The organism is Geobacillus sp. BMUD (assembly GCF_013096845.1).
GTDB lineage: Bacteria > Bacillota > Bacilli > Bacillales > Anoxybacillaceae > Geobacillus > Geobacillus vulcani.
The window spans coordinates 23,835-48,131 of record NZ_SDLA01000001.1 but is presented as its reverse complement, the minus strand read 5'-3'; the positions used below and the strand labels follow the sequence as shown (position 1 = coordinate 48,131).

Annotated in this window: 22 protein-coding genes and 1 riboswitch; of the genes, 12 read left to right on the top strand and 10 right to left on the bottom strand. The window is 50.4% G+C overall.

The features are described 5' to 3' along the window. Positions 1-279 precede the first annotated feature (279 nt). A complete protein-coding gene (locus ETC05_RS00210) occupies positions 280-1,218 on the bottom strand; it encodes a diacylglycerol/lipid kinase family protein (protein WP_171660119.1) in 939 nt (312 codons plus the stop codon). A 109-nt stretch (positions 1,219-1,327) separates the two neighbouring features. Next, positions 1,328-2,242, bottom strand: a complete 915-nt coding sequence (gene murB, locus ETC05_RS00205; protein WP_031404937.1) for a UDP-N-acetylmuramate dehydrogenase — start codon at positions 2,240-2,242, stop codon at positions 1,328-1,330. Between the two features lie 221 nt (positions 2,243-2,463). Between murB and ETC05_RS00200 the strand changes: the two genes are divergently transcribed. Beyond that, positions 2,464-3,057, top strand: a complete 594-nt coding sequence (locus ETC05_RS00200) for an IMEF encapsulin system ferritin-like cargo protein (protein WP_031404939.1) — start codon at positions 2,464-2,466, stop codon at positions 3,055-3,057. A gap of 15 nt (positions 3,058-3,072) precedes the next feature. Further along, positions 3,073-3,927, top strand: coding sequence for a family 1 encapsulin nanocompartment shell protein (locus ETC05_RS00195; protein WP_171660118.1), 855 nt, complete (start codon positions 3,073-3,075; stop codon positions 3,925-3,927). Between the two features lie 124 nt (positions 3,928-4,051). On the opposite strand, the gene ETC05_RS00190 is transcribed toward ETC05_RS00195, so the two are convergent. Further along, a complete protein-coding gene (locus ETC05_RS00190) occupies positions 4,052-4,516 on the bottom strand; it encodes a hypothetical protein (protein WP_171660117.1) in 465 nt (154 codons plus the stop codon). Positions 4,517-4,653: 137 nt separating this feature from the next. Between ETC05_RS00190 and ETC05_RS00185 the strand changes: the two genes are divergently transcribed. Then, entirely contained in the window at positions 4,654-4,995 is a 342-nt protein-coding gene (locus tag ETC05_RS00185; protein ID WP_071880141.1) for a 2Fe-2S iron-sulfur cluster-binding protein, read from the top strand. 130 nt (positions 4,996-5,125) lie between these two features. Further along, positions 5,126-5,662, top strand: coding sequence for an HD domain-containing protein (locus tag ETC05_RS00180; RefSeq protein WP_171660116.1), 537 nt, complete (start codon positions 5,126-5,128; stop codon positions 5,660-5,662). Positions 5,663-5,973: 311 nt separating this feature from the next. Here the strand turns inward: ETC05_RS00180 and ETC05_RS00175 are convergent, their stop codons facing one another. Continuing rightward, complete coding sequence (locus tag ETC05_RS00175) at positions 5,974-7,014, bottom strand: ribonucleotide-diphosphate reductase subunit beta (RefSeq protein WP_171660115.1); 1,041 nt, start codon at positions 7,012-7,014, stop codon at positions 5,974-5,976. A gap of 198 nt (positions 7,015-7,212) precedes the next feature. Further along, positions 7,213-9,495, bottom strand: a complete 2,283-nt coding sequence (locus ETC05_RS00170) for a ribonucleoside-diphosphate reductase subunit alpha (protein ID WP_171660114.1) — start codon at positions 9,493-9,495, stop codon at positions 7,213-7,215. A 130-nt stretch (positions 9,496-9,625) separates the two neighbouring features. Further along, a riboswitch (cobalamin riboswitch) is annotated at positions 9,626-9,821 on the bottom strand. Between the two features lie 207 nt (positions 9,822-10,028). Between ETC05_RS00170 and ETC05_RS00165 the strand changes: the two genes are divergently transcribed. The 4 genes from ETC05_RS00165 (at position 10,029) to ETC05_RS00150 (ending at position 13,774) form a co-directional block, all read left to right on the top strand. Beyond that, positions 10,029-11,045, top strand: a complete 1,017-nt coding sequence (locus ETC05_RS00165) for an ATP-binding cassette domain-containing protein (protein WP_031404953.1) — start codon at positions 10,029-10,031, stop codon at positions 11,043-11,045. Then, entirely contained in the window at positions 11,042-11,857 is an 816-nt protein-coding gene (locus tag ETC05_RS00160) for an ABC transporter permease (RefSeq protein WP_031404955.1), read from the top strand. The genes ETC05_RS00165 and ETC05_RS00160 overlap by 4 nt, the downstream gene beginning before the upstream one ends. Positions 11,858-12,038: 181 nt before the next feature. Continuing rightward, complete coding sequence (locus tag ETC05_RS00155; protein WP_031404957.1) at positions 12,039-12,713, top strand: response regulator transcription factor; 675 nt, start codon at positions 12,039-12,041, stop codon at positions 12,711-12,713. After that, positions 12,710-13,774, top strand: a complete 1,065-nt coding sequence (locus ETC05_RS00150; protein WP_171660113.1) for a sensor histidine kinase — start codon at positions 12,710-12,712, stop codon at positions 13,772-13,774. Before ETC05_RS00155 ends, ETC05_RS00150 begins: the two co-directional genes overlap by 4 nt. Before the next feature lie 347 nt (positions 13,775-14,121). Here the strand turns inward: ETC05_RS00150 and asnB are convergent, their stop codons facing one another. Beyond that, entirely contained in the window at positions 14,122-16,029 is a 1,908-nt protein-coding gene (gene asnB / locus ETC05_RS00145) for an asparagine synthase (glutamine-hydrolyzing) (protein ID WP_171660112.1), read from the bottom strand. A gap of 294 nt (positions 16,030-16,323) precedes the next feature. On the opposite strand from asnB, the gene ETC05_RS00140 reads away from it, so the two are divergent. Both ETC05_RS00140 and ETC05_RS00135 read left to right on the top strand, forming a co-directional pair. Next, positions 16,324-17,208, top strand: coding sequence for a C39 family peptidase (locus tag ETC05_RS00140; protein WP_171660111.1), 885 nt, complete (start codon positions 16,324-16,326; stop codon positions 17,206-17,208). A 281-nt stretch (positions 17,209-17,489) separates the two neighbouring features. After that, complete coding sequence (locus ETC05_RS00135) at positions 17,490-19,073, top strand: multicopper oxidase family protein (RefSeq protein WP_171660110.1); 1,584 nt, start codon at positions 17,490-17,492, stop codon at positions 19,071-19,073. A 105-nt stretch (positions 19,074-19,178) separates the two neighbouring features. On the opposite strand, the gene ETC05_RS00130 is transcribed toward ETC05_RS00135, so the two are convergent. From ETC05_RS00130 to ETC05_RS00115, 4 genes are all read right to left on the bottom strand, one after another. Next, positions 19,179-19,520, bottom strand: a complete 342-nt coding sequence (locus tag ETC05_RS00130; RefSeq protein WP_253263915.1) for a nucleotidyltransferase family protein — start codon at positions 19,518-19,520, stop codon at positions 19,179-19,181. 140 nt (positions 19,521-19,660) lie between these two features. Then, positions 19,661-19,864 carry a copper chaperone CopZ gene (gene copZ / locus ETC05_RS00125; RefSeq protein WP_011230404.1) on the bottom strand — a complete coding sequence of 68 codons (204 nt, stop codon included), beginning with the start codon at positions 19,862-19,864 and terminating at the stop codon, positions 19,661-19,663. Between the two features lie 21 nt (positions 19,865-19,885). Continuing rightward, on the bottom strand, positions 19,886-22,282 hold the full coding sequence (locus ETC05_RS00120) for a heavy metal translocating P-type ATPase (RefSeq protein WP_171660109.1): 2,397 nt from the start codon (positions 22,280-22,282) through the stop codon (positions 19,886-19,888). 15 nt (positions 22,283-22,297) lie between these two features. After that, positions 22,298-22,609 carry a metal-sensing transcriptional repressor gene (locus ETC05_RS00115; protein WP_031404969.1) on the bottom strand — a complete coding sequence of 104 codons (312 nt, stop codon included), beginning with the start codon at positions 22,607-22,609 and terminating at the stop codon, positions 22,298-22,300. Between the two features lie 232 nt (positions 22,610-22,841). Here ETC05_RS00115 and ETC05_RS00110 point away from each other — a divergent pair, with 232 nt between their 5' ends. Together ETC05_RS00110 and ETC05_RS00105 are read left to right on the top strand one after the other, a co-directional pair. Continuing rightward, positions 22,842-23,255 carry a DUF1640 domain-containing protein gene (locus tag ETC05_RS00110; protein WP_171660108.1) on the top strand — a complete coding sequence of 138 codons (414 nt, stop codon included), beginning with the start codon at positions 22,842-22,844 and terminating at the stop codon, positions 23,253-23,255. Between the two features lie 405 nt (positions 23,256-23,660). After that, positions 23,661-24,038 carry a hypothetical protein gene (locus ETC05_RS00105; RefSeq protein ID WP_171660107.1) on the top strand — a complete coding sequence of 126 codons (378 nt, stop codon included), beginning with the start codon at positions 23,661-23,663 and terminating at the stop codon, positions 24,036-24,038. The last annotated feature ends 259 nt before the right edge of the window (positions 24,039-24,297 follow it).

The window sequence follows — 24,297 nt, the reverse complement described above, 5'->3', positions numbered from 1 at the left end:
CGTACACGCGGAAATGGAGATTCTTCCCGGTTTCAGATAAGAACGGCTGTTTTCAACGGGCGTTGAAAACAGCCGTTCTTCGCCATGCGTAGCCCCTTTTTCGTCAGACTTCTCCTTCACACTCACGCCAGGTGATGACGGTTCTCCCGCTCCGAGATGATTTTCGAGATACGGGGAACGATCGGAAACACAACATAGAAGACAAAATCGAGCATGGCTACCCGTTTCCCATCGTCTTCCTCCCCTCGCCACCGTTTTCTTTATATACGTCTCAACCGTTCAGGTCGTTTCCGCGCCGATCACTTTCAGTCCTCTAGCCTCTATCCAAACCGACACTTCCCCTTCTCCCGCCTCTTCCCCATCCGCGTGAACAGGAACAGGGGCTGTCGGGCGGATGCACACGTTTCGTCCAGCGAACACGCAAACTTCTTTCATCCGCACATGTCCGCCCCAAAATACGGACAAAAACAGGGCAAGAATTTTCCAGCGGGAAATCGCTCCGACAACCGTCACATGAAGCAGGCCATCGTCCGCCCGCGCTGACGGAGCGATGCGCATTCCACCGCCGTAGTACGAATGGTTCGACACCGTCGCCATCCAAGCTTTAGGAAACGAATAAGCCCGTCCGTCAATGAAAAGTTCGAGGTTCGTTGGTTGATAGCAAAACAGCTCCTTCACTAAATAAACGGCATAAGTAAGCGCCCCAAGCCCGAAGCGATTCAGCCTTCCCTTCCATTTCGAGCGGTTGACCGCGCGGGCGATGTGGGCGTCAAATCCGCAGCCGATGCTGCTGGCAAACACGCCGTCCGGCACGGCGCTGCTGGCAAAACGGCCGAGATCGAAAGCCCAAGCCTTGCCGGACTGAGCGCCATTCACCAGCCGTTGGAGCGCCTGTTTCGGTTTTCGGGCCAGACGGAAACCGCGGACAAAGTCATTTCCCGTTCCGGCGGGAATGCAGCCTATCGCCACGTGCGGAAACATTCCCGCGCCGTTCACCACTTCATGCACCGTCCCATCGCCCCCGACAGCCGCGATCACCGTCGGTTCAACACGTTCCTCGCCGATTCGTCGGGCGATTTCCCTTCCCTCTCCCTTTCGGCTCGTCCAATACGCCTGATAGGCGATTCCTTCCCGATCCAGCAACGGTTGCAGCTGCTTCCAAATGGACACGGACCGGCCGTTTTTGGCGGCTGGATTGATAATGAAATAAAGGTTCATCCTCTTCCCCCATTCATAACCCCTTTTCTTACCTATTGGCCGTTGGTTTCATTTTTCCTCTCGTTGAAATGAAAAAATCCGAACCCGCAAACCGGATTCGGATCCTCTGTCATTCCTCGCCAATAATTTTGACTTCCAACTCCAGATCGACCCCGAATTTTTCTTTCACTGTTTTGCGCACCATTTCGATCGTCGCAATGTAATCGGCAGCGGTCGCATTGTTTTTGTTAATAATGAATCCCGCATGCTTCGTCGACACTTCCGCACCGCCGAATCCTTTTCCCTGAAGGCCGCTGTCTTGGATGAGCTTGCCGGCAAAATAGCCCGGCGGACGCTTAAACACGCTTCCGACCGACGGATACTCAAGCGGTTGTTTCGATTCGCGCTGAAAGGTTAAATCATCCATTTTCGCCTTGATTTGCGCATAGTCGCCCGGCTGGAGCGCAAAGACCACTTCCAGCACAATATCATGCGTCCGGCTGATCAAGCTTGTTCGATAGCCAAGCTCCAGCTCTTCATTTTTCAGCGTTTTCAACTCACCGGCGAGCGTCGCCACTTTGACATGGTCAAGCACATCTTTCACTTCACCGCCGTACGCTCCGGCGTTCATCATAATCGCCCCGCCGACCGATCCCGGAATGCCGCAGGCAAACTCCAACCCGGTGAGGTGTTGTTCGAGCGCGAACCGCGACACCGCTTTAATATCCGCCCCGCTTTGGGCGATCACGTTGTTTCCTTCACGCCAAATGCGGTTCAAATGCTTCAGTTGCATGACAATGCCGCGCAGCCCGCCGTCGCGGATAATGACGTTCGAACCGTTGCCAAGAAGCGTAAACGGCAGGCCGTACTCTTCTTTCAGCCGCAACACCTCAATGACCTGCTCGTACGTCTCCGGCCAGACGAGAAAATCGGCCTTGCCGCCGATCCGCACCAATGTATGGTTTTTCATCGGCTCATCGCGAAGGACATTTCTTTCTCCACAAATCTCTACGAGTCTTTGATAAATATGTTCCGCATGTTCCATCGTTCTGTCACCTTCTTTACTTCTTCCGTGCCGCCCAGCGGCATTCATTCCACACCGTTTCCATTATCGCCGGAATCGCGTCGCATATCAAGTGGGCAATGTTCCTTATTCTGTTTTATTCCACACTGGGCCAAAAGGTGACCGTTCGAAGGGGCCGAGATGTTTACGTCTCTTTCAATATGGAAAAGATGGTATACGACCATGTTTGGGGAGGGAGTTCATTGCACGACACGTTAAGGGAAGTTCACGCCATTCTCAGCCGGTCGAAAGAAGCGCTCGGCCAGTTTCAAGCGATTTTAGAACCGACGATTGAACAAGCCGCGGACGACCATGAACGGCTGTATTGGCATCATATTTACGAAGAAGAGGAACACCGGTTTGACCGTTTGGCCGCCTTGCTGCCAAAGTTGGAGGAGGCATTGGCGGACGAAGCATTCTTATCGCGGGAAAACGGCGACTTTTTGCGCCTGTTGCAAGACATCAGCCTTGAAAAATTCGGCTTGCACAACTTTTTGGAGCATCTCGATTTGTCCCTCTTCCACTATAAAGGGACGGAACATGAATCGACGATTGCGGCGCTGCGCGACATGACCGCTGCCGATTACCAACAGATGAAAAACGCCCTTGAGGCGCTGAATCGCGCATTGGACGCGCCGGTTTCCTTCGCCGCCGCAACGCCAACGGACGAAAAAGAAAATCAAAAAGAATATGTAAAACTAGCGCAATACGCCGCCCCGCCCGCCACATCGGCGCCGGATCGCCCATCGATTGGAACAAGACGGCAGCTGACAGTCGGCAGCTTAAAACACAGATAAGAAAGGAGAGAAAACATGGATAAAACGAAGCTGTACCCAGAAGCCCCTCTCACAAGCAGCCAATGGGGCGAGCTTGACGAACTAGTCATTGAAACGGCGCGACGCCAGCTCGTCGGCCGCCGGTTTATCGATTTGTACGGTCCGCTCGGCGAAGGTGTCCAATCGATCGCCAACGATATTTATACGAACCCGGAGCACGGGGACATGAGCTTCCACGGCAAAGAGCTGAGCCTTTCCGAGCCGGCGCGCCGCGTGCATGTAACGATCCCGCTTTTGTATAAAGACTTTATTTTATACTGGCGCGACGTGGAACAGGCGAAACAGCTCGGCAGCCCGATCGACTTTTCCGCCGCTGCCAACGCCGCCCAGCAATGCGCCCTGCTCGAGGACGACTTGATTTTTAACGGTTCAGCCGAATTTGATGTGCCGGGCATTATGAATGTGAAAGGAAAGATCGCCCACATTCGCAGCGACTGGATGAAATCGGGCAACGCCTTCACTGACATCGTCGAAGCGCGCAACAAGCTGCTTCAGCTCGGCCATACCGGCCCGTACGCCCTCGTCCTGTCGCCGGAACTGTATGCGCTGATCCACCGCGTCCATGAAGGGACGCACGTCCTTGAAATTGAGCATATCCGCGAGCTGATGACCGCCGGCATTTACCAAACGCCGGTCATCAAAGGCAAACGCGGCGTCGTCATTGACACAGGGCGGCAAAACATCGACCTCGCTGTTGCTGTCGATGTGCAAACCGCGTTTTTAGATATGGAAAACATGAACTACTTGTTCCGTGTCTACGAATCGGTTGTGCCGCGCATCAAACGGCCAAGCGCCATCTGCACGCTCGAGGATCCGAACGAGTCGGCGTGAGCGGAGCGTAGCCCCCCTTGCCGTCAGACGGCAAAAACAGCGGAAGGGCATCGACCCGCACCAGCTTCACAAAAACACGCCCGAACGATAGGGGAGATCGCCGGGCGGTTGGTTGAGCTTCCCATTAAGCGGTGCGGGCCGTTTGCCCTTGAACGTTGGAGACGAGCAGCGACAATTCGGGGCTGAGCGCCTCAACGCCGATGTCATCGATAATCATTTTCGCTTCCCGCCAAACATGAACGGTATAGCTGCCTTCATAAATCTCAAAGAGGCGTTTTAAATAGCGCCGCTTGTTGTTGATCGCTTCCCGTTTATAAGCGGCGTTGTTCAGATCGCGGATTTTTTTATGCTCGGGAGCGGAAATGACACTAATGTCATGAACGTTGACAACCATCCGCTCGCCTTGCTCGGTCACAAAACCGACGGAGTAATATTGAGCGCCTAGCTGATCGATATGGACGATGCAAGCGTTTCGATATTCTTCCCCGGAGCGGAGACGGAGAAATGCAGCCTCGATGGCGCCGCCGACTTTTCGCTCGTTGGCCAAAATCGCGTTCATATCGCGCAGTCCGTTCATTGGAGTTCCCATGTTGCTCCCCCTTTATTTGCATGCCAATCTAGTATTGTCATCATGCCTTTTACTTTTATAATAGCAATCATCTTTCATGATGTAAATGAGATTCATTTTCAAAACAAATATGTAATTGAAAGAAAGGGAGTAAAAAAATGGAACGTTCCTTTACAGTCGGATCACTCAAACCAATGGCACGTTCGCCCATGCGCCCCGTTCTGTCCGAACCAACCAAACCAACAGCGCGCCCAACCGTCATTCAAGTGGAACAAAACGGAACATCGTTTGCCATACAACCCACCCGTGGCCTCTCGCTCCTTGACGCCGCCCTTCGGCAAGGCATCCCGCTCGATTACAAATGCAAAAAAGGAACGTGCGGCCGCTGCATGGTCACCGTTCTCGCCGGCGCTCACCTTCTCGCTCCGAAAACGCGGCGCGAGCGCGAAAAAACGGATCAACCAGCCAAACGGCTTGCCTGCCAAGCACCAATCCAATAAGTTGAGCGCTATTATAACACGATCGTCTTATTTTTTCTCCGTGTAATCGTTCCCATCTTCTTTCTCTCATTGCCTGACTCTTTACGCCATGGTATGATGGTGGGAAATACAAAAAAACGGAGGGATGCCTATGAGAACGGTCACCTTAACCCACGTCTTTGCCCATCCGGTTGCGCAAAAATATTTAAAACGATCTGGCCTCGCCCACGCCATCAACGCGGCGTACCATGCCTACCACCTTGCCCTCCGCCACGGAGTGAACGTCGACTTGGCGACAAAAGCCGCACTGCTTCATGATATTGGCCATTACACATGGTACAAAAACGGCCGTTGGGACTACGAACAATATCGGCAAAACGACATCCACGCCATCAAAGGGGCCGAACGCGCCCATAAGCTGCTCATCCGCCTGGGCGAACATCCGCAAAACGCTAAGGAAATTGCCCTGGCGATTTTGCTTCATACCGATTCCTACCTTCCAGAAGGAGAATGGAAACGAACGCCGCTCCAAGCCATCGTCAAATGGGCCGACGAAGCCGACGAGGAACCCGGCGGCCGCCACCATTATCGAACAATCAGCGATGATTTAGCATGGAAAAAAATCCGCCAGCTCGACGAACTCGTCAGCCGTCAGCAAGCCAAAGGGCGGCTCGGAGATATCGTTTGAACGCTTGCCTTGATGTCGTCATTCCCCTTGAACAGACACGAGACATTGCCACAAACCATGTATGCTCTGAACGGAAACAGCTCACCCTTGAATCAGGTGAGCTGCTTTGCGCGCCAGCAGCACAGAACGATCCCCCATCGAATGCCCCCTTATATCCTCATCGTCCACTCACGTTTGTAGACTGCTTGGCCATGTCCTTGCCAAAACGCCCGCTGCTGTTCGTTCAAAAAACGGCAAGTCAAGCAAAAGGCGAACGGCCTTACCTGACAAAAAAGCCACGCTGACCGCTGTCAAACGTGGCTTCTCCATCATTACAACTCATCAAATCCGTTGTCCACTTGCACTTTCGTATATTGGCGTGGTTTTTGTTCGAAAAAGTCGGATTTGCCAAGGTCGACTTCTTCATACGCTTTAATCCAGCGAAGCGGGTTCGTCCGATAGCCGTCGAACGGGCGGTCAAACCCAAGCTGGTGGGCGCGGACGTTGGCGTAAAACTTAATGTACGCCTCCAAATCAGCCAAGTCGATGCCATCGATCTCATGGCCGATGATTTCCCGCGCCCATTCGATCTCCAGCTCAGCCGCTTTCCTAAACGTTTCCCGGACAAAATCCGCCAACTCCGGCGTCCGATATTCCGGATATTCGTTCAACACTTCTTTGAAAATTTTCGCAAACAAATCGACATGAATGTGCTCGTCACGGTTGATGTAATTGATCATCGTGCTCGTCGCCACCATTTTTTGCTGGCGCGCGAGGTTGTAGAAGAACGCAAACCCTGAGTAGAAAAACAGTCCTTCTAAAATGACGTCAAAAACGATCGAGCGCAACAAGTTTTCCACATTCGGCTCTTCCGCAAACGCCTTGTAGCCGTTCGTCACAAAATCGTTCCGCTTGCGCAGCGTCGGTTCGTTCCGCCAAAAGTCGAATACTTCATCTTGCTTCGCTTTCGGCACAAGGCTCGAAAGCACGTACGAATACGAATGGTTGTGAATGACTTCCTGCTGGGCAAGCATAATCATGAGCGCGTTGATGCTCGGGTCCGTAATGTAATCAGCGACACGTCCGGCGTAATCGGTTTGGATGCTGTCAAGCAGCGCTAGGAGACCGATGATTTTCAAAAATGCCTCCTGCTCGCGGGCGGTTAATTGCGGAAACTGCTTCACATCTTGCGCCATATTGATTTCAAACGGCGTCCAAAAATTGGCGAGCATTCGCTTATATTTGCCATACGCCCACGGATAGGCAAGATCATCCCAATTCAACACATTCGAGCAGCGGCCGTTGATGATGCCCGTCGAACGGTTCGGCGCCTCCGGATCCATAATGGGCCGTTTGACTAAGCCGATCGTCATCGTCCATTCCTTCCTTTCGTTTTCTATAAAAGAATTTCTGATCTCCATGTCCCGTCTTGATCACCTGACAAGCTGGCACGGTGACAAGAAGAGCGAACAATGCCATGGAAAACCAAATTGCAGCTTATATAGTATCGTGTGAGCGGCCAACCGCCTACGCCTCTCCGGCACAAGGAAGTGAGCCTCTTTTGGCCCCGGTCAGCTCGCGCACGAATCGCACTCTTCGATCGTCCCCGATGTCGAACGCACGTAATACGTCGTTTTCAACCCCGACTTCCACGCCGTCAAATGCAAATCGAGCAGCTCCTTTGCCTTGATCGTATTCATGACGTAGAAGTTAAATGAGATGGCTTGGTCGACATGGCGCTGGCGCGCGGCGTTTTGCTTGATGCTCCAACGTTGGTCGATATGGTACGCCGATTTGTAATACCATGTCGTCTGTTCGTTTAGATCCGGCACGGTCACAGGAATTTTATAATCTTTCTTTTCCTCGGCATACACTTTTAGGAAAATGGGATCAATGCTCGCCGTGCTGCCGGCGATGATCGACGTCGAGGCGTTTGGAGCAATGGCCATGATATAGCCGTTGCGCACCCCGTAGCGGGCCACATTGCTCTTGAGTCGGTCCCAATCGAGCTCGCCGTGGCTTTGGTAGCCGCGCCGTTCGAAATAAGCGCCCGTCTGCCAATCCGATCCGGCAAACGCCGGGTAGCTCCCTTTTTCTTTGGCGAGCTCCATGCTCGCTTGAATCGCCAAATACGCGATCGTTTCATACAGTTCATCGGCGTAGCGGACCGCTTCCTCCGACTCCCAGCGAATGCCTTTTAACGCCAGCAAATGATGCCAGCCAAAGGTGCCAAGCCCGACAGCGCGGTATTTTTCGTTCGTCAAGCCGGCCTGCAGCACCGGAATGTTATTTAAATCAATGACATTATCAAGCATCCGCATTTGAATCGGGATGAGCCGCTTCAACACCCCATCGGTCACCGCACGTGCCAAGTTGATCGACGATAAATTGCAGACGACAAAATCGCCCGGGATTTTTTCGATCACAATCATCCCGTCTTTCACATATTGCCGCTTCATCACCGTCGGGCTTTGGTTTTGCGCGATTTCCGTGCAAAGATTGCTGCAGTAAATCATCCCGAGATGGCGATTCGGATTTTGCCGGTTCACTTCATCGCGGTAAAACATAAACGGCGTCCCCGACTCGAGCTGGCTGCGCATAATGCTTTTCATCACTTCGATCGCCGGCACTTTTTCTTTCGACAGCCTTGGTTCGTTGACGCATTGCCAATATTTCTCCCGAAAGCTGCCGCTCCCTTTTTCCTCATCATAAAAGTCTTCCAAGCTAAATCCCATCACCTTCCGCACTTCATGCGGATCAAACAAATACCAATCGCCGCGCTGTTCGACCTGTTCCATGAACAAATCAGGGATGCAAACGCCGGTGAACAAGTCATGCGTCCGCAGTCGTTCGTCGCCGTTGTTGAGCCGCGCATCGAGAAACGCAAAAATATCTTTATGCCACACATCCAAATAGACGGAAATGGCTCCCTTTCGCTGCCCCAGCTGATCGACGCTCACCGCTGTGTTGTTCAGCTGCTTCATCCACGGGATGACGCCGGAGGAGACCCCTTTGAATCCTTTGATGTCGCTGCCGCGCGACCGGATTTTCCCTAAATAGACACCAATGCCGCCGCCCGATTTCGATAAATTGGCGATGTCGGTGTTGCTGTCGTAAATCCCTTGCAAACTGTCATCGACCGTGTCGACAAAGCAGCTCGACAGCTGGCCGTATGACTTCCCGGCGTTGGCAAGCGTCGGCGTCGCCACGGTCATGTATAGGTTGCTTAACGCCCAATACGCTTCCTTCACCAACTCAAGCCGCCGCTGCTGCGGTTCATTCGCCATGAGCGTCATGGCGATGACCAAAAATCGCTCCTGCGGCAATTCATACAGCCGCCGCTCATAATCGCGGGCCAAATACCGATCCGCAAGCGTGCGCAATCCTATGTACGTAAACAAGTTGTCCTTCTCCGGATCAAGAAGCGCACCGATGGACTCAATTTCTTCTTTCGTATAACGTTCAAGCAGCAGCGGATGATATACTCCTTGTTCCGTCAGCGCAACAAGGAGCGAGTAGAAATCGCCATACCGCTTGCGCTCCTCGTACCCGCGATGCCGTGCTGCCTCGCGGTACAGTTGCTGCAAATACAGCCGGGCGCACACAAACGTCCATTCCGGCTCCTCCTCACTAATATACGACAGCCCTTCCAAAATGGCGGTTTGATACAGCTGCTCGAAGGTGACCATCTCTTTTCGGCTGAGAAGCTGCCATACACGTTCTTCATATTCCTCGAGCGACAAACGGACAAAGTCTGCCGCCGCCTGCTCCACCAACCTAGCAAACTCCTCGCGCGAAAATGATTTCTCTTTTCCTTGATCATCGACAACAATAGACTTCGTGGACACTGTCATTCGTTTCCCCTCTCCTCCATAAAAAAATCCGCTCGGGCAGGCGAGCGGATGAAACGACAGACGGAAAAAGGCAGACGAACTCCCTTTTTCTTTTCCCCTATCGTTTCATCTTCTCACACCCCGAAGAACATGAAACGTTCCAAGCAAGGCAGGTCTCCTGACTCGTGCATCGTCCTACTTTGGGTCCTTCCCAGCGGCGCGCTGAATGGCTCTTGCCGCCAGTGGCCATCCCATTTCGTCCGCACATACAGTTGCGGGGGCAGTTCCGGATTCACACCGGATTCCCTATTAAGTCCTGATGGACACCATTGCTTGGCGAAACGATATATAGTTGTTTAAAAAAGAGAACAAAACAATATATAGTAGATGATCATCCTGATGGAACAAGCATATACCAAAACCGGGAGAATTGCAAGAGTGGGTGAATCAAATTTTCTCTTCCTCAAAAAATCATGCCGTTGTTCACATTCCGTTCATAAAAGCATGCTACGATTCACCATGTACGAGAATCATACGAAGGAGGGGGACACAAAATGGGATACAAACCCCAAATCTCACCCGCCCATCAAGAGTGGGCAGTGGAAACACACGAATTGGTGAAAACCTTTGGCGACCACCGGGCCGTGGACGGTCTCAATTTGCGTGTGCGCGCGGGCACCATCTATGGTGTGCTGGGCCCCAATGGTGCCGGCAAGACAACGACAATCCGAATGTTAGCGACGTTATTGCGCCCGGACGCCGGTTCCGCCCAAATTTTTGGGTACGACGTCGTCAAACAACCGCAAATCGTCCGGCAATTGATTGGTGTCACCGGTCAATACGCCTCTGTTGACGAAACGCTCAGCGCAACAGAGAATCTAATGATCTTTTCTAGGCTTCTGGGGCTGAGCCGAACAGAAGCAAGGCGAAAAACAAGCGAATTATTGGAGGAATTTGGCTTGACAGAAGCAGCCAAGCGCCCATTGAAACATTTCTCTGGCGGTATGCGCCGGCGTCTGGATCTCGCCGCCAGCCTCATTGCCCAGCCGCCGCTCATTTTTCTTGACGAACCGACCACCGGACTCGACCCGCGCACGCGCAATCAAATGTGGGAAACGATCCGGCGCTTGGTGAATATGGGGACAACGGTGCTGCTGACAACCCAATATTTACAAGAAGCGGACGAATTGGCAGACCGCATCGCCGTAATTGATCACGGCCGAGTCGTCGCTGAAGGGACACCCGATGAACTCAAGGCGTCCATCGGTCAATCGTCATTGCAAGTCAAGCTGCAACATCCTGGAGAGATCGAAACGGCCAAGCGCATCATTGAGCGCGTTCTCCATGTTCGGCCGACAGTATCCTTAGAAACCGGGAACATCACGGCGCCGATGGCCGATCCAGACCATGTGACGGACCTGCTTGTCGCCTTGCGTCAAGAGGGCATCCACTTAACCGAGTTAAGTGTGCAAAAACCAACCCTCGATGAGGTCTTTCTGACCATTACCGGCCATGGAGTGGAAAAACGTGCAGATGAATCCAATGATGTAAGGGAGGAAGCGATGAGATGAAACCAGTGTCTCCTCAATTGGAGGTCAAACGCCAACAGAAAAACCGTACAAGCGTTTCCCAAGCTGTACGAAATTCGCTGACGATGGCCTATCGTGGTTTGTTGAAGGTGCGGCGCACACCCGAACAATTATTTGACGTCACTTTTCAGCCGATTATCTTCACCTTGATGTTTACCTACATCTTTGGTGGAGCCATCGCGGGGAATGTTCATAACTACTTGCCCATGATCATTCCCGGCATTCTCATCCAAACGTTGATCGGGGCTTCCGTCACTTCAGGAGTTCAACTTCGCGATGATATGGATAAAGGCGTGTTCGACCGCTTTAAATCGCTGCCGATCGCCCGCATCGCTCCGTTGGCTGGGGCGTTATTAGCCGATGTAGTCCGCTATGTCATCGCCACCACCCTGACGTTTGCCATGGGATTTCTTATCGGCTACCGTCCGGAAGGAGGGATCGCCAGTGTGGCGCTTGCAGGCGTTTTCGCCATTGGATGCGCGTGGGCCGTCAGCTGGATCTTTGCCTTCTTCGGCGTCATTGCCCGTCATGCGGCCGCTGTACAGGGAATCTCCATGCTGGCGTTGTTCCCACTGATGTTTGTATCGAATGCGTTCGTGCCGATCAAGACGATGCCCGATTGGCTACAATGGATTGCCAAAGTCAATCCCATTTCCCATATGATCGCGGCCGTCCGCGAGTTGACGAATCACGGAACGATAGGCACCGATTTCGTCCTCTCCTTGCTCGGCGCGGCGGCCATTGTTGCGATCTTTGCTCCGATCACCGTTCGTGTCTATATGCGCCGGGCATAACCACTGGGGATGTCCGCGATGAGCATCCCCGCTTCTCCAATGAATATTAAGAATCAAACCCATCGTTTCATTATCTGCTGTCACGACGAAATTATAAACGAACCAGCTTCAACATTGACGAAGGCCAAGCAAAAGCGACACAATGGAAAATAGCATGAAAGGACAATGAAAGGGGATGACGATGGCACGAATTTTAATCGTCGATGATGACGCGCATATCCGCGAACTCGTCAGCCACTTTTTAAACTTAGAAGGATTTACAATCCATGAGGCGGCTAACGGAAAAGAAGCACTTGACGTATTGGAAACGGTGAAAGTGGATTTGGTCATTATGGATATTATGATGCCGGAAATGGATGGTTGGGAGCTATGTCGCGAACTGCGCGACTACGACGATGTCCCCATTTTAATGTTGACGGCCAAAGGGGAAACAAGACAGAAGGTGAAAGGATTCGAGCTCGGGGCGGACGATTATCTTGTCAAACCGTTCGACCCACTTGAGCTCGTCGCCCGGGTCAAAGCATTGCTCAAACGGTATCGAATCGCTACATCGCAAATCGTACAAATAGGCCGTTTATCGTTAAACCGCAAGACGTACGAATGCCGTTTGGGAGACCAAGAGATCTTCTTGCCGCCGAAAGAATTTGAACTGCTTTTTAAATTGGCCAGCTATCCGGGCAAAACGTTTACACGCGACGAGTTGATTGAACAGATCTGGGGCTACGATTATGATGGGGATGAACGAACAGTGGACGTGCATATCAAACGGTTGCGCGAACGGTTTGCCCAACCAGATTCTCCATTTTCCATCCGCACGATTCGCGGGCTCGGCTATCGGTTGGAGGCACAGTCATGAAACGATTGCGATTTGTGCTTAAATCCATCTTGACGGTTATCGCTGTAATGTCCATCGTCTCTCTCTTTTGGACTGCGGCATATTTCATCACAGAAGCGCTCTACACCCGATTCGCTTGGCGGCCGCACCCGCTCGTTCGTCAAATCATTTCATCGATCCTCGGCTTTTTGCTGTTCGGGATAACTATGAGCGCGATCAGTCCTTTTTTGCGAAAGCGCGAAAAAGTATTTTGGCAGCACTTAATAGATGCCATTAATCGAATCGCCAAAGGCGATTTTCGAGTAAATCTACAGGCTGACTGGGGCGGACGGAATCATCCGTTTGCCGAACTCGTGACACGCATTAACGACATGGCCGCGAATTTGCAGGCCATGGAAGAAATGCGGCAAGAATTTATTTCTAATGTGTCTCATGAGATCGGCTCTCCGCTCACATCGATCCGCGGGTTCGCCCGAGCGCTCAAAAACGAGGACCTAAGCCGTGAGCAGCGGTTGCATTATCTCGACATTATTGAAACGGAGTGCGTCCGTTTGTCGAAGTTAAGTGAGAATTTGCTGCGGTTGGCGATGTTAGACTCTGATCGCTACCCGTTTCATCCCACATCCTATCGCTTGGACACACAGCTGCAAACACTCATTCTTCACTGCGAGCCACAGTGGGCGGAAAAAGAATTGGACATGTGTGTCCTGCTTGAAAAAGTCATCATTACAGCCGATGAAGATTTGCTTAGCCAAGTATGGCTGAACTTGATCCATAATGCGATTAAATTTACACCGAAAGGGGGAACCATCACCATCCAGCTACAACGCCGCGGTGAACAAGCCATCGTCACCGTTTCCGATACAGGGCCAGGAATCAACGAACATGACCAGCTCCGCATTTTTGAACGATTTTATAAGGCCGATAAATCCCGCCATCGCGCCGCAGGGGGCAGCGGGCTCGGGTTGTCGATCGCCAAGAAGATTGTCGATATCCATCATGGAATCATCTCCGTGCAGAGCCAGCCGGGAGAAGGAGCGACTTTTACGGTGGAACTCCCCGTTCATGGTCCGGTTTCTTAGCCCTCTCCATTCCCTATGACAAAAACAAACGAGCAGCATGTTCTTCCTTTTGGTGAAACGCCCATTTCGCGACATTGCTCTCGTCATCTAGAAGGTTGTGATGGAATAGAAAACTTTGGTTGAGCGGGAGGATTTCTAAAATGGAGAAACCTTACGAAATCGTTTTTTGTCTGAACAAAAAAACAGACCATGTTCAAGGAAATCATGGTTTTTCACCACCCCCTAAAACAATGGGGTCCTGTTTCGAATATCAAAACGGGCTGAATTCCTTCACTTGAAAGTCAGCCTCTTTCAATCAAGAGATGAACAAACGTCCCGGCTGAGCCCCGGGACGCTTCCTTTCTCTGCTACGCCTCCAAAACAGACGCTGGCCGCTTCTCGTTTTGTACGGATTGAGCAAAATCGTACTTCTTTTCCACATAGACTTGATGCCAAATCATAAACGCCAAGACCGTCCACAGCTTGCGGCTATGGTCCGCCTTGTGGCGGGCATGCTCATCCAGCAGTCGATAGAGTACGTCCTTATGGAACAGATGATCGGTTTCACTTTCGTGGATGAGTTGTCTCGCCCAATCATACATTTCGTTTCTCAACCAATGGCGAATCGGCACAGGAAATCCTAATTTTTTCCGGTTTAATACATGATCCGGCACGATGCCTTCGGCCGCTTTGCGCAAAATATATTTCGTCGTGCCGTTGGCGGTTTTCATGTCAGGGGCGATTTGCGCAGCAACCTCAAATACCTTTTTGTCTAAAAAGGGAACGCGCAGCTCAAGCGAATGGGCCATCGTCATTTTGTCCGCTTTGACTAAAATATCGCCCCTTAGCCATGTATGAATATCAATATACTGCATCCGGTTGACGGATGGGTAATGAATCGTTTCGCGGTAAAAAGGAGCCGTCACCGCCGTATATTCGCGCCCCTCTTGGTACGTTTTGAGCAACGCCGCTTTTTCCTTTTCGCTATAGATTTTCGCATTGCCGACATACCGTTCTTCAAGCGGCGTCGTGCCGCGCTCCAAAAAGCTTTTTCCTTTCATTCCGTCCGGAAGCAACTTCGCGATCACCCGCAACACCGCTTTTACAATGTTTGGCATGCGGGCAAACAGCCGCAACGACTCTGGTTCGCGGTAAATGTTGTAGCCGCCAAACAGCTCGTCCGCCCCCTCGCCGGAAAGCACCACCGTGACATGCTTTCTCGCCTCACGAGCGACAAAATACAGCGGCACAGCCGCAGGATCGGCAAGCGGATCGTCCATATGCCACATTATTTTCGGCAATTCTTCCATATACTCCTGCGGCGAAATGACATAGCTAATGTTGTCTACCCCAAGCTTCTCTGCGGTTTCTTTTGCGACATCGATTTCACTAAACCCTTCCCGCTCAAACCCGACGGAAAATGTCTTCAGGTGCGGATGGAATTGTTTGGCGATGGCGACGATGAACGATGAATCAATGCCTCCCGACAAAAACGCACCGACCGGCACATCGCTGCGCATATGGACGTTGACCGAATCAAACAGCGCATCGCGGATTTTCTTGACAAGCTCCTCTTCCGATTGGCGAATGGACTCGAAGGATGCCTTCCAATAACGATGAATGGTGAGCGGTTTTCCGACTTTTTTCTTGAGATAATGCCCCGGCTCCAGCTTGTAAATGCCGGCCGACATCGTCAGCGGCTCAGGGACGTATTGGAAGGTTAAATAATGCTGCAGGGAGTCGCCGTTCAGCGATTCCTGTCCGAGGGCCAGCAAGATGCTTTTCTTTTCCGAAGCGAAAAACGTGCGGTCTCCTTGCTCCGCATAAAAAAACGGCTTAATGCCGAACGGATCCCGCGCCGCAAACACTGTTTTCTCTTGCTTGTCCCAAATGACAAACGCAAACATCCCGCGCAGCTTTTCGACTGCTTTTTCTTTTTCGGCGCTGTAAAGAGCAACAATCACCTCGGTATCCGAATGCGTCGCAAACGAATATCCTTTCGCCGCCAGCTCTTCCCGCAATTCAAGATAGTTGTAAATTTCCCCGTTAAAAATGAGCCAATATCGATCGTTTTCATAAGACAGCGGCTGATGTCCCGCCTCCAGATCGATGATGCTCAAACGCCGAAAACCAAAACTCACGTAGTCATCCAAAAAATACCCCTCATCGTCGGGGCCGCGATGGATAATCAGGCGGTTCATCTCCGCCAACGTCGTTTTCCATGTTTGCTCCATCGCTTTCGGGCGATCATGAATACAGCCAATAAAACCGCACATGGCGATGATTGTCCCTCCACTTTGTTAAGAAAGAATCCAAAACCAACATCAAAAACTTTTTGATTTAAACCGAAGATGAAGAATGATTTATACAAAGACACTTTCATTCTATCGTACACAAAATCAAGTTTCAAAAACAATCTGTTTCCATTTTTTCAGGAAAACTGCTTGCAACATTTTCAGTTTCTCATAACATTAACGATAAAATATGGAGAAAGTGTGAATTTCACCATTTTTGCACATAGATCTGTTACGATAAAAACACACACGCATGATAAAGGAGTGGAAAATAGCTTGTTAGCGTTTACCCTTGCTTTTCTCATCGTTTCCCTTTGTTTTGTTCTCTTGAGGAGACCTTTAAATGGGAGGATGGATCAACTGTCGCTCGGATTGTATATTTCCTGTTTCTTGCTATTGGCCGCCTCATTATCCTATTATGCAAATTCGGCCCAGACAGGCGATGCCATCAAAGCCTTCGTACAGAAAAGAAACAGCAGAGAAACCAATCCGTCCCCCGGCAATCAAGCGGAGGAGGCGAATCGATCAACTGCTCCTTCAAAGAAACAAGCGCTAAGGACATCCGTCCTGATTGACGCTCCCCTTTTGTCTCAGCTTCCGGAACTGCCGAGGGGATGCGAAGTGACCAGCTTGGCCATGCTCTTGAATCATGCCGGCATTCGCGTCGACAAGATGACGTTGGCGAAACAAATCAAGAAAAATCCTGTTCCATATCAAGTGCGGAATGGCCAAGTGTTTTACGGACATCCAAATGAAGGGTTTGTCGGCGATATGTATACATTATCGAAGCCCGGATACGGCGTGTACCATAAGCCGATCAAGCAGTTGGCTGAACGGTACTTGCCGAACCAAATCGTCGACTTAACCGGGCAATCGTTTGAAAACATCTATACATACTTGGCCAAAGGCACACCGGTTTGGGTGATCACAAACACCACCTTTCGTCCTCTTCCTCCCTCTGCCTTTCGCGAATGGCAAACACCGCAAGGACCGGTCAAAATCACGTATCGGGAACACGCAGTGCTCATTACGGGATACGATGAGCAGTACATTTATTTCAATGACCCATTGACCGCCATCAAAAATCAAAAAGCACCGAAGCAAGAGTTTATCGCTGCTTGGGTTCAAATGGGACGGCAAGCGATTACGTATCGCCGCTAAGCTCGGCGGATCCGAATCGCTTGCTTTTTTTCCATTTTCATTGAACAATTGGCTCTTCACCAAAAGTTGTACTTGATTTTTTCCTCACACATCTTACTGATGCATCCACGAAAGAACAGGAAATCAATCATGTTTTGCCTACACCTGTTCAGAGAAGTTCACCGTCTGTCAAGTACACGTTTTGGTGATGAATCGAACCATTTTCTCCATACATTTTGCACATCTATTTTTTATCCTATTTCTTGTATCTCCCACTACAAGCGTAAGGAGGGAAAAACGACATGAAAAAATGGCTACTTAGCGCCGTTTTCGCAGGAGTAGTGGCGATTGGCGCCGCTTGCTCCAATCAGTCTTCGATGCAAGGGCACGACATGTCCGGCATGAATATGGAAAAAGAAAATACTTCCGCAAAAACAAGCAAGCAGCAATTGCCTTTAGCAACCGATACAGAAGTGTTATCCGGGAACGAAATTCACCTTACTGCGAAGGAAGCGTTATTACCCATCAATGATCAAGTCAAACTCCCGGTGTACACGTATAATGGCTCCGTGCCCGGTGCGCAAATCCGCGTGAAGCAAGGAGACAAAGTAAAAATCGTAGTAAAAAATGAATTGCCGGAACCGACATCGATTCACTGGCACGGCTATCCTGTGCCAAATAGCCAAGACGGGGTACCCGGTGTCACGATGGACGCCATTAAACCCGGTGAAACGTTTACGTATGAATTCACAGCAACCGTGCCGGGAACATATTGGTACCACTCTCATCAAAAAAGCGCCGAGCAGGTGGACAAAGGACTGTACGGCACATTGATCGTTGAACCGAAAAACGAGGAAAAAGTCGATCGGGACTATACTCTTGTGTTGGACGAATGGATGAGCGATCTGAACGCCGGAAGCCATACGGACATGAACATGAGCAGCATGAACCATAGCCATATGGGACATGGAAATAGCTCCGACGGCCAACAAATGGGGATGAATATGGGCCATGATATGAGCATGTATGATCTTTTCACGATCAACGGAAAAAGCGGAGCGGCTATTGAACCGTTAAAAGTGAAACAAGGGGAAAAAGTGCGACTTCGTCTTGTCAATGCAGGGTACATGTCCCACAAGCTTCATTTGCATGGACATGAGTTTCAAATTGTCGCAACAGACGGACAACCATTAAAGAACCCGCAACCAATCAAAGATGAACTGTTGAATATCGCTCCGGGCGAGCGCTACGACATTGAGTTTATCGCCAATCACCCAGGTGAATGGCTGCTAGAATGCCACGGGAATATGAAAGGTGCTGATGGCATGAAAGTGAAAATTCAATACGAAGGACAAGCAAACAATACGGACAAAGCAAATGCAAAAGAAAACCTCCCTGTTGTGGATATTACAACATATGGAAAATATGAAACAGGTCCATTTACGTTAGACCAAAAATATGATGTAGAGTACACAATGGATTTAGGAACGGCCATGGGCAAAAATGGCATGATTTTCACGATTAATGAGAAAACGTATCCTGACACAGCACCGATCCATGTGAAGACAGGAGATTTCGTAAAAGTAAAAATCGTGAACAACTCGCCGATGGATGTACATCCGATGCATTTACACGGCCATTTCTTCCAAGTGTTAAGCAAAAACGGCAAGCCGGTCACAGGCTCTCCATTGATAAAGGATTCCTTAAATGTAAACCCTGGTGAAAAATATGTCGTCGCGTTTAAAGCGGATAATCCGGGAAATTGGATGTTCCATTGCCATGACTTGCACCATGCTTCAGCGGGAATGGTGACACAAGTCAAATATACCGACTACAAATCGGACTATACTCCAGATCCGAATGACACAACGAATAAAGGTGAATAAGAAAGCTGAGAGGGCTGACCCAAAACACAAATGCGTTTTGGGTCAGTCCCTCTTTCCTTATTACCATATTTCTCTGCAGCAGCCAAAATATCTTGCAAAAAGACGCTAGGATCCCTCTGCATACTTAACACTCCTTAAAATAGTCGGCTTTAATCCTGGTTTGATATCATCTACAATCACTAAATCCACTGGTTTTTGAAAATGATCTTCCAAACTCAGTTTCAACTCCATATAATGATCAAACGTCACCGCATGATCCACAAATTCTACCAACACATCAATGTCACTCGACTCCCTTTGTTCCCCCCGACTGTACGAGCCAAATAACCCAATTCGCTTCACACCATACTTTTTCTTCCATAAATCTAAACATTTCGACATTTCATTAAGGATGTCTTGTTGCGATCGCAAATAAATCCCCCCTTTTTCCGCGCCTGTTATTTTCATTATAACATCCCGCTTTCCCGATATTCTTCAAGAAGAGAAAAAAACTTTTCCCAGCCGAGAACTCGTTTAGGCGATGACCATGTCCCGTTACGCTCTCGATAAAAAAGGCCCCGTCTTCCCTTCGGGGCCCCTTTTGTATGTTATTTCACATCATATCCTTGCTCTTCAATCGCTTCTTTCAGTTTTTCTACGCTGACCTTTGTTTCATCATACTCTACATCGACCGTCCCTTCTTGCAAATGCACTTCGACGCGGCTGACGCCATCCAATGCTTGAAGGGCGTTCGTCACCGCCGCTTTGCAATGTCCGCATGTCATTCCTTGTACTTGCAATGTAATCGTCATCATCCATTCCTCCTTAAATGTTTATATTTTCACACGCTTCAAACGAAGCGCGTTTGTCACAACCGACACAGAGCTAAACGCCATCGCCGCTCCCGCGATCCATGGCTCCAACAATCCGAAAGCGGCGACCGGAATGCCGATCGTATTATAAAACAACGCCCAGAACAGATTTTGCCGAATGTTTTTCATCGTTTGCCGGCTCAACTCAATAGCTTTCGGGATATGGCGCAAATCCCCGCCGACCAAGGTCACATCGGCCGTTTCGATCGCCACATCCGCTCCTGTGCCAATCGCCATCCCAATATCCGCTTTGGCCAAAGCCGGCGCATCGTTAATCCCATCGCCGACCATCGCCACACGTTTTCCTTGTTTTTGCAATTCCTCGACGATGTTCGCTTTTTCTTCCGGGAGCACCTCGGCATACACATGCTCAATGCCTACTTCATGGGCGATCGCTTCCGCTGTCCGCTGATTGTCCCCTGTTGCCATATAGACATCGATGCCCATTTGTTTTAACGTTTGAATCGCTTCTTTCGCGCTTTCTTTCACCGTATCCGCGACCGCCATGATGCCGGCCAGCTCTCCATCGATGGCCACAAGCATCGCGGTTTTTCCTTGTTTTTCAAGCTCTATCAAGCGATTTTCGCACTGAGAAATCTCGACAGCGCGGTCCTTCATCCATTTCCGCGTCCCGATCAAAACGGTTTTGCCGTCAATGACCGCCTCAATGCCATGGCCGGCAATAGCGGAGAAGTGCTCCAATGGCTTCATCGAAATCGCTTGTTTCTTCCCGTATTCGACAATCGCCTGAGCGAGCGGATGCTCGGAAGCGCTCTCGGCGGAAACCGCATAATTAAGCATGTCCTCGCGGAAGGCCAGCACATCGGTGACTTCCGGTTTTCCTTTTGTCACTGTTCCTGTTTTATCGAGCAATACGGCATTGATTTGCTGCGTTCCCTCTAGGTACTCACCTCCTTTAAAGAGAATGCCTTGTTCCGCCCCTTTGCCGGTGCCGACCATAATCGATGTCGGTGTCGCCAAACCGAGCGCACAAGGGCACGCGATGACAAGAACAGCGATGGCCACCTCAAGCGCTTTGGCCAAATCACCCGGCGCAACGAAGAAGTACCAGATGAGAAAGGAAACAACCGCAATTCCGACAACAATCGGTACGAAAATGCCGGAAATGACATCCGCCATTCGCTGAATCGGGGCTTTCGACCCTTGCGCCTCTTCGACGATTTTAATGATATGAGAAAGCGCGGTATCTTTTCCGACTTTTTCGGCGCGAATAGTCAGCACCCCATTTGTATTAATGGTTGCCCCGATCACATAGTCGCCTTCCTTCTTATCGACAGGAATCGATTCACCTGTAATCATCGATTCGTCTACGGAAGATGCTCCGGCGATGACCGTACCGTCTACCGGAATTTTTTCTCCGGGCTTGACAACGATCGTATCGCCGATCACCACTTCCTCGAGCGGAACTTTCATTTCTTCCCCATTCCGAATGACGGTCGCTTCCTTCGCCTGCAGGCTGACCAACTTCGAAATGGCTTCGGTTGTCCTCCCTTTTGCCAAAGCTTCAACATATTTGCCGACAAGCACAAGCGTGATCAAGACGGCGCTCGTTTCAAAATACAGCCTCGGCATATAGTCAGGATTCCCGAGCGTCCGAAAAGCTTCAGACAAGCTGTACACGTACGCGGCGGATGTTCCCAGCGCCACAAGGACGTCCATGTTGGCGCTTTTGTTTCGCAACGCCCGGTACGCCCCGACGTAGAAGGGACCGCCGATGTAAAACTGAACGGGTGTAGCGAAAAGAAGCTGGAACCACGGATTCATCAGCCAATGCGGCATCGGCAAGCCGATAGCAAACGGCATATGCGCCAGCATCGTATAGAGCAGCGGCAACGATAAGAGGATGGAAATGGCGAGTCGCCGCTGCTTCTGTTTCAACTGCTCTTCTTTCCGGCCAGCACCGTCTTGTTCTTCGTTTCGAATTTGCCCCCTGTACCCAAGCGTTTTGATTTTCTCTAAAATGTCTTCGACAGATGTGACACCCTCCTTGTATTCGACCACCGCGCTGTTTGTCGCCAAGTTGACCGCAGCGCTTGTCACCCCTTCCATCCGATTCAACCCTTTTTCAATCCGTGTCGCACAGGCCGCACATGTCATGCCTTCAATATCGAGCGTTACTTTTTCTGTCGCCACGCCATACCCCAAATGCTCAATTTTCGTTTCGATATCGGCGATCGTTTGCTTCGATGGATCGTATTGAATCGTTGCTTTTTCCATGGCCAAATTGACATGGGCGTTGACGCCGTCCATCTTATTTAATACTTTCTCAATCCGACTGGCGCACGCGGCGCATGTCATGCCGGTCACCTTCAGCGTCACGGTTTTCAGCTCCCCCATTTCCCTTTCCCTCCCTTACTTTGAAAATTGTTTCATCACATCCATCAATTCGCGAATTGATTCATCTCCGCTCCCTTCACGGATCGCTTTGGCCACGCAATGGCTCACATGGCGTTCAAGCAACTGTAGCCCGACTTGGTTCAACGCTGCTCTAATCGCGGAAATTTGCACTAAAATATCGATGCAATACCGATTGTCCTCCACCATTTTTTGCACCCCGCGCACTTGCCCTTCGATGCGCTTCAAGCGCTTGATGATGCGTTCGATTTCCTGTTCCGTCCGTGGAACCATTTTGGGATCGATATGGTGATCTTCATAATGGTTCATCCAACATCACCTCTTTCAATTACATTATACCGGTAATGGGTATAAAACACAACGGAAGTTGAAAAGTGACCCCTTCATTCCTGCCACTCGCGGCCGTGGCCATTGACACGAACGTTCTCTTCCCCCTAGCCCTGCGGCTCAAGGCAATCCACCAGAGAAAAAACTTGTTCAAAACGCTATGTTCTTTCCTTGCTGCACGTTGTATAATCAAACCCAGAGGAGGTGAACAAGCATGGAACGCGATACCATCGTGAAAGAAGTAGTCGAGGCGCTGAAAATATTTTCCCGCGACATCCGCACCCAAATTGACGAAATGGGAAGCCAATTACGAACAGAAATCCAAGACACAGCTAACCAGCTGAGAGCAGAAATCCAAGACACAGCCAACCAGCTGCGGGCAGAAATGCAAGACATGGCTAACCAACTGAGAGCGGAAATGCAAGACACAGCCAACCAATTGAGAGCGGAAATGCAACAATTTCGCGCCGAGGTGAACGAGCGGTTTGATCGACTCGAACAAAAATTCGCCGGCTTGCGCGTGGAGTTGACAGAAACGCAAGAAACCGTCCATTTCCTCGCGTCGAAAACCATCCAGCACGAGAAAAAGCTCCACCATCTTGCCAAGCAACTCGAATCCGTTCGTTAAATTCCCTTCACTCAAGAGTCGCGTTTGATTCATTGTCAAACGCGACATCTCTGTTTTTCCGCTCGCACGTCCAAGCGGGCACAAAGGCTGAAGAAAAACGAGTGGCGTACGGAAAACAAACGTTCCCCATCCTTCCGTAAAACCAAACGGTTTTTCTCATTTCCAAAGCGACAGCAACCATGCATGCAAAACAGTCAACCGTATAAACAAGAAGATCTGTTGTTTCGCATCTTCCTTAAAATCACGCCCTTCTAGAAGGCTGGTGATGTAAGGAGCATGCTGATTCACCGCCTTGTTTCGCAAACTAAAAACCTTTTGCCATCAGCTTCTCGTTTCATGCCATCCGACGTCAGCTAAGGGCCATCACTATTTTTTGCCGCGCTTCTAAAACCGATTTGGCAAGATTTGTTCGATGCCGTAACAGGTTTGCCCGCTGCGCTGCAGCCGATTTTGCAAAACATTCTGGACGCCCTGACCAATTTGCCAGAGCAGCTCCAGCCGCTCGTACAAACGATCGTTGACGCCCTCAACGATGTGCTGGCTAGCTTGCAGCCGATTTTACAAGATGTGCTGAATGCCGTTAACAATGCCGTTGCCAATTTGCAGCCGATTTTGCAATCGATTCTCGATGCGGTCGTCAATCTGCCGACAGCGTTGCAGCCGCTGGTGCAAACGATTGTCGATGCATTGAACAATCTGTTGGCCAACTTGCAAACGACCGTGCAAGCCATTCCCGATTTCTTATCCAACACGCTGGCGCCCGTTTTAGCTCAAGCCGCTTAATTGTTGGCCTTCCTAACCGCTGAACTCCCGAACATCCAAACGATACTGCAGCAATTGCCTAGCGCAATCAATACGATCAACACGACCTTGCCAACGATTTCATCCACCTTGCAACAAGCCCTCTCCGTATTGCAGCAACTGCTCAACGTTCTCGGCGGCTTGCCGTTTCCTTTCCAACACAATCAACAATAATTCACTTTATCGGCCAATGGAGTGTCTCAGCACCATGGGACGCTCTATTGGCCATACATAGGCACAG

Bases quoted from the DNA above. Each gene is read 5' to 3' on its own strand.
- ETC05_RS00210 (WP_171660119.1), bottom strand. From the start codon at position 1,218: ATGAACCTTTATTTCATTATCAATCCAGCCGCCAAAAACGGCCGGTCC.
- murB (WP_031404937.1), bottom strand. From the start codon at position 2,242: ATGGAACATGCGGAACATATTTATCAAAGACTCGTAGAGATTTGTGGA.
- ETC05_RS00195 (WP_171660118.1), top strand. From the start codon at position 3,073: ATGGATAAAACGAAGCTGTACCCAGAAGCCCCTCTCACAAGCAGCCAA.
- ETC05_RS00190 (WP_171660117.1), bottom strand. From the start codon at position 4,516: ATGGGAACTCCAATGAACGGACTGCGCGATATGAACGCGATTTTGGCC.
- ETC05_RS00185 (WP_071880141.1), top strand. From the start codon at position 4,654: ATGGAACGTTCCTTTACAGTCGGATCACTCAAACCAATGGCACGTTCG.
- ETC05_RS00180 (WP_171660116.1), top strand. From the start codon at position 5,126: ATGAGAACGGTCACCTTAACCCACGTCTTTGCCCATCCGGTTGCGCAA.
- ETC05_RS00175 (WP_171660115.1), bottom strand. From the start codon at position 7,014: ATGACGATCGGCTTAGTCAAACGGCCCATTATGGATCCGGAGGCGCCG.
- ETC05_RS00170 (WP_171660114.1), bottom strand. From the start codon at position 9,495: ATGACAGTGTCCACGAAGTCTATTGTTGTCGATGATCAAGGAAAAGAG.
- ETC05_RS00165 (WP_031404953.1), top strand. From the start codon at position 10,029: ATGGGATACAAACCCCAAATCTCACCCGCCCATCAAGAGTGGGCAGTG.
- ETC05_RS00160 (WP_031404955.1), top strand. From the start codon at position 11,042: ATGAAACCAGTGTCTCCTCAATTGGAGGTCAAACGCCAACAGAAAAAC.
- ETC05_RS00155 (WP_031404957.1), top strand. From the start codon at position 12,039: ATGGCACGAATTTTAATCGTCGATGATGACGCGCATATCCGCGAACTC.
- ETC05_RS00150 (WP_171660113.1), top strand. From the start codon at position 12,710: ATGAAACGATTGCGATTTGTGCTTAAATCCATCTTGACGGTTATCGCT.
- asnB (WP_171660112.1), bottom strand. From the start codon at position 16,029: ATGTGCGGTTTTATTGGCTGTATTCATGATCGCCCGAAAGCGATGGAG.
- ETC05_RS00135 (WP_171660110.1), top strand. From the start codon at position 17,490: ATGAAAAAATGGCTACTTAGCGCCGTTTTCGCAGGAGTAGTGGCGATT.
- ETC05_RS00130 (WP_253263915.1), bottom strand. From the start codon at position 19,520: ATGAAAATAACAGGCGCGGAAAAAGGGGGGATTTATTTGCGATCGCAA.
- copZ (WP_011230404.1), bottom strand. From the start codon at position 19,864: ATGACGATTACATTGCAAGTACAAGGAATGACATGCGGACATTGCAAA.
- ETC05_RS00120 (WP_171660109.1), bottom strand. From the start codon at position 22,282: ATGGGGGAGCTGAAAACCGTGACGCTGAAGGTGACCGGCATGACATGC.
- ETC05_RS00115 (WP_031404969.1), bottom strand. From the start codon at position 22,609: ATGAACCATTATGAAGATCACCATATCGATCCCAAAATGGTTCCACGG.
- ETC05_RS00110 (WP_171660108.1), top strand. From the start codon at position 22,842: ATGGAACGCGATACCATCGTGAAAGAAGTAGTCGAGGCGCTGAAAATA.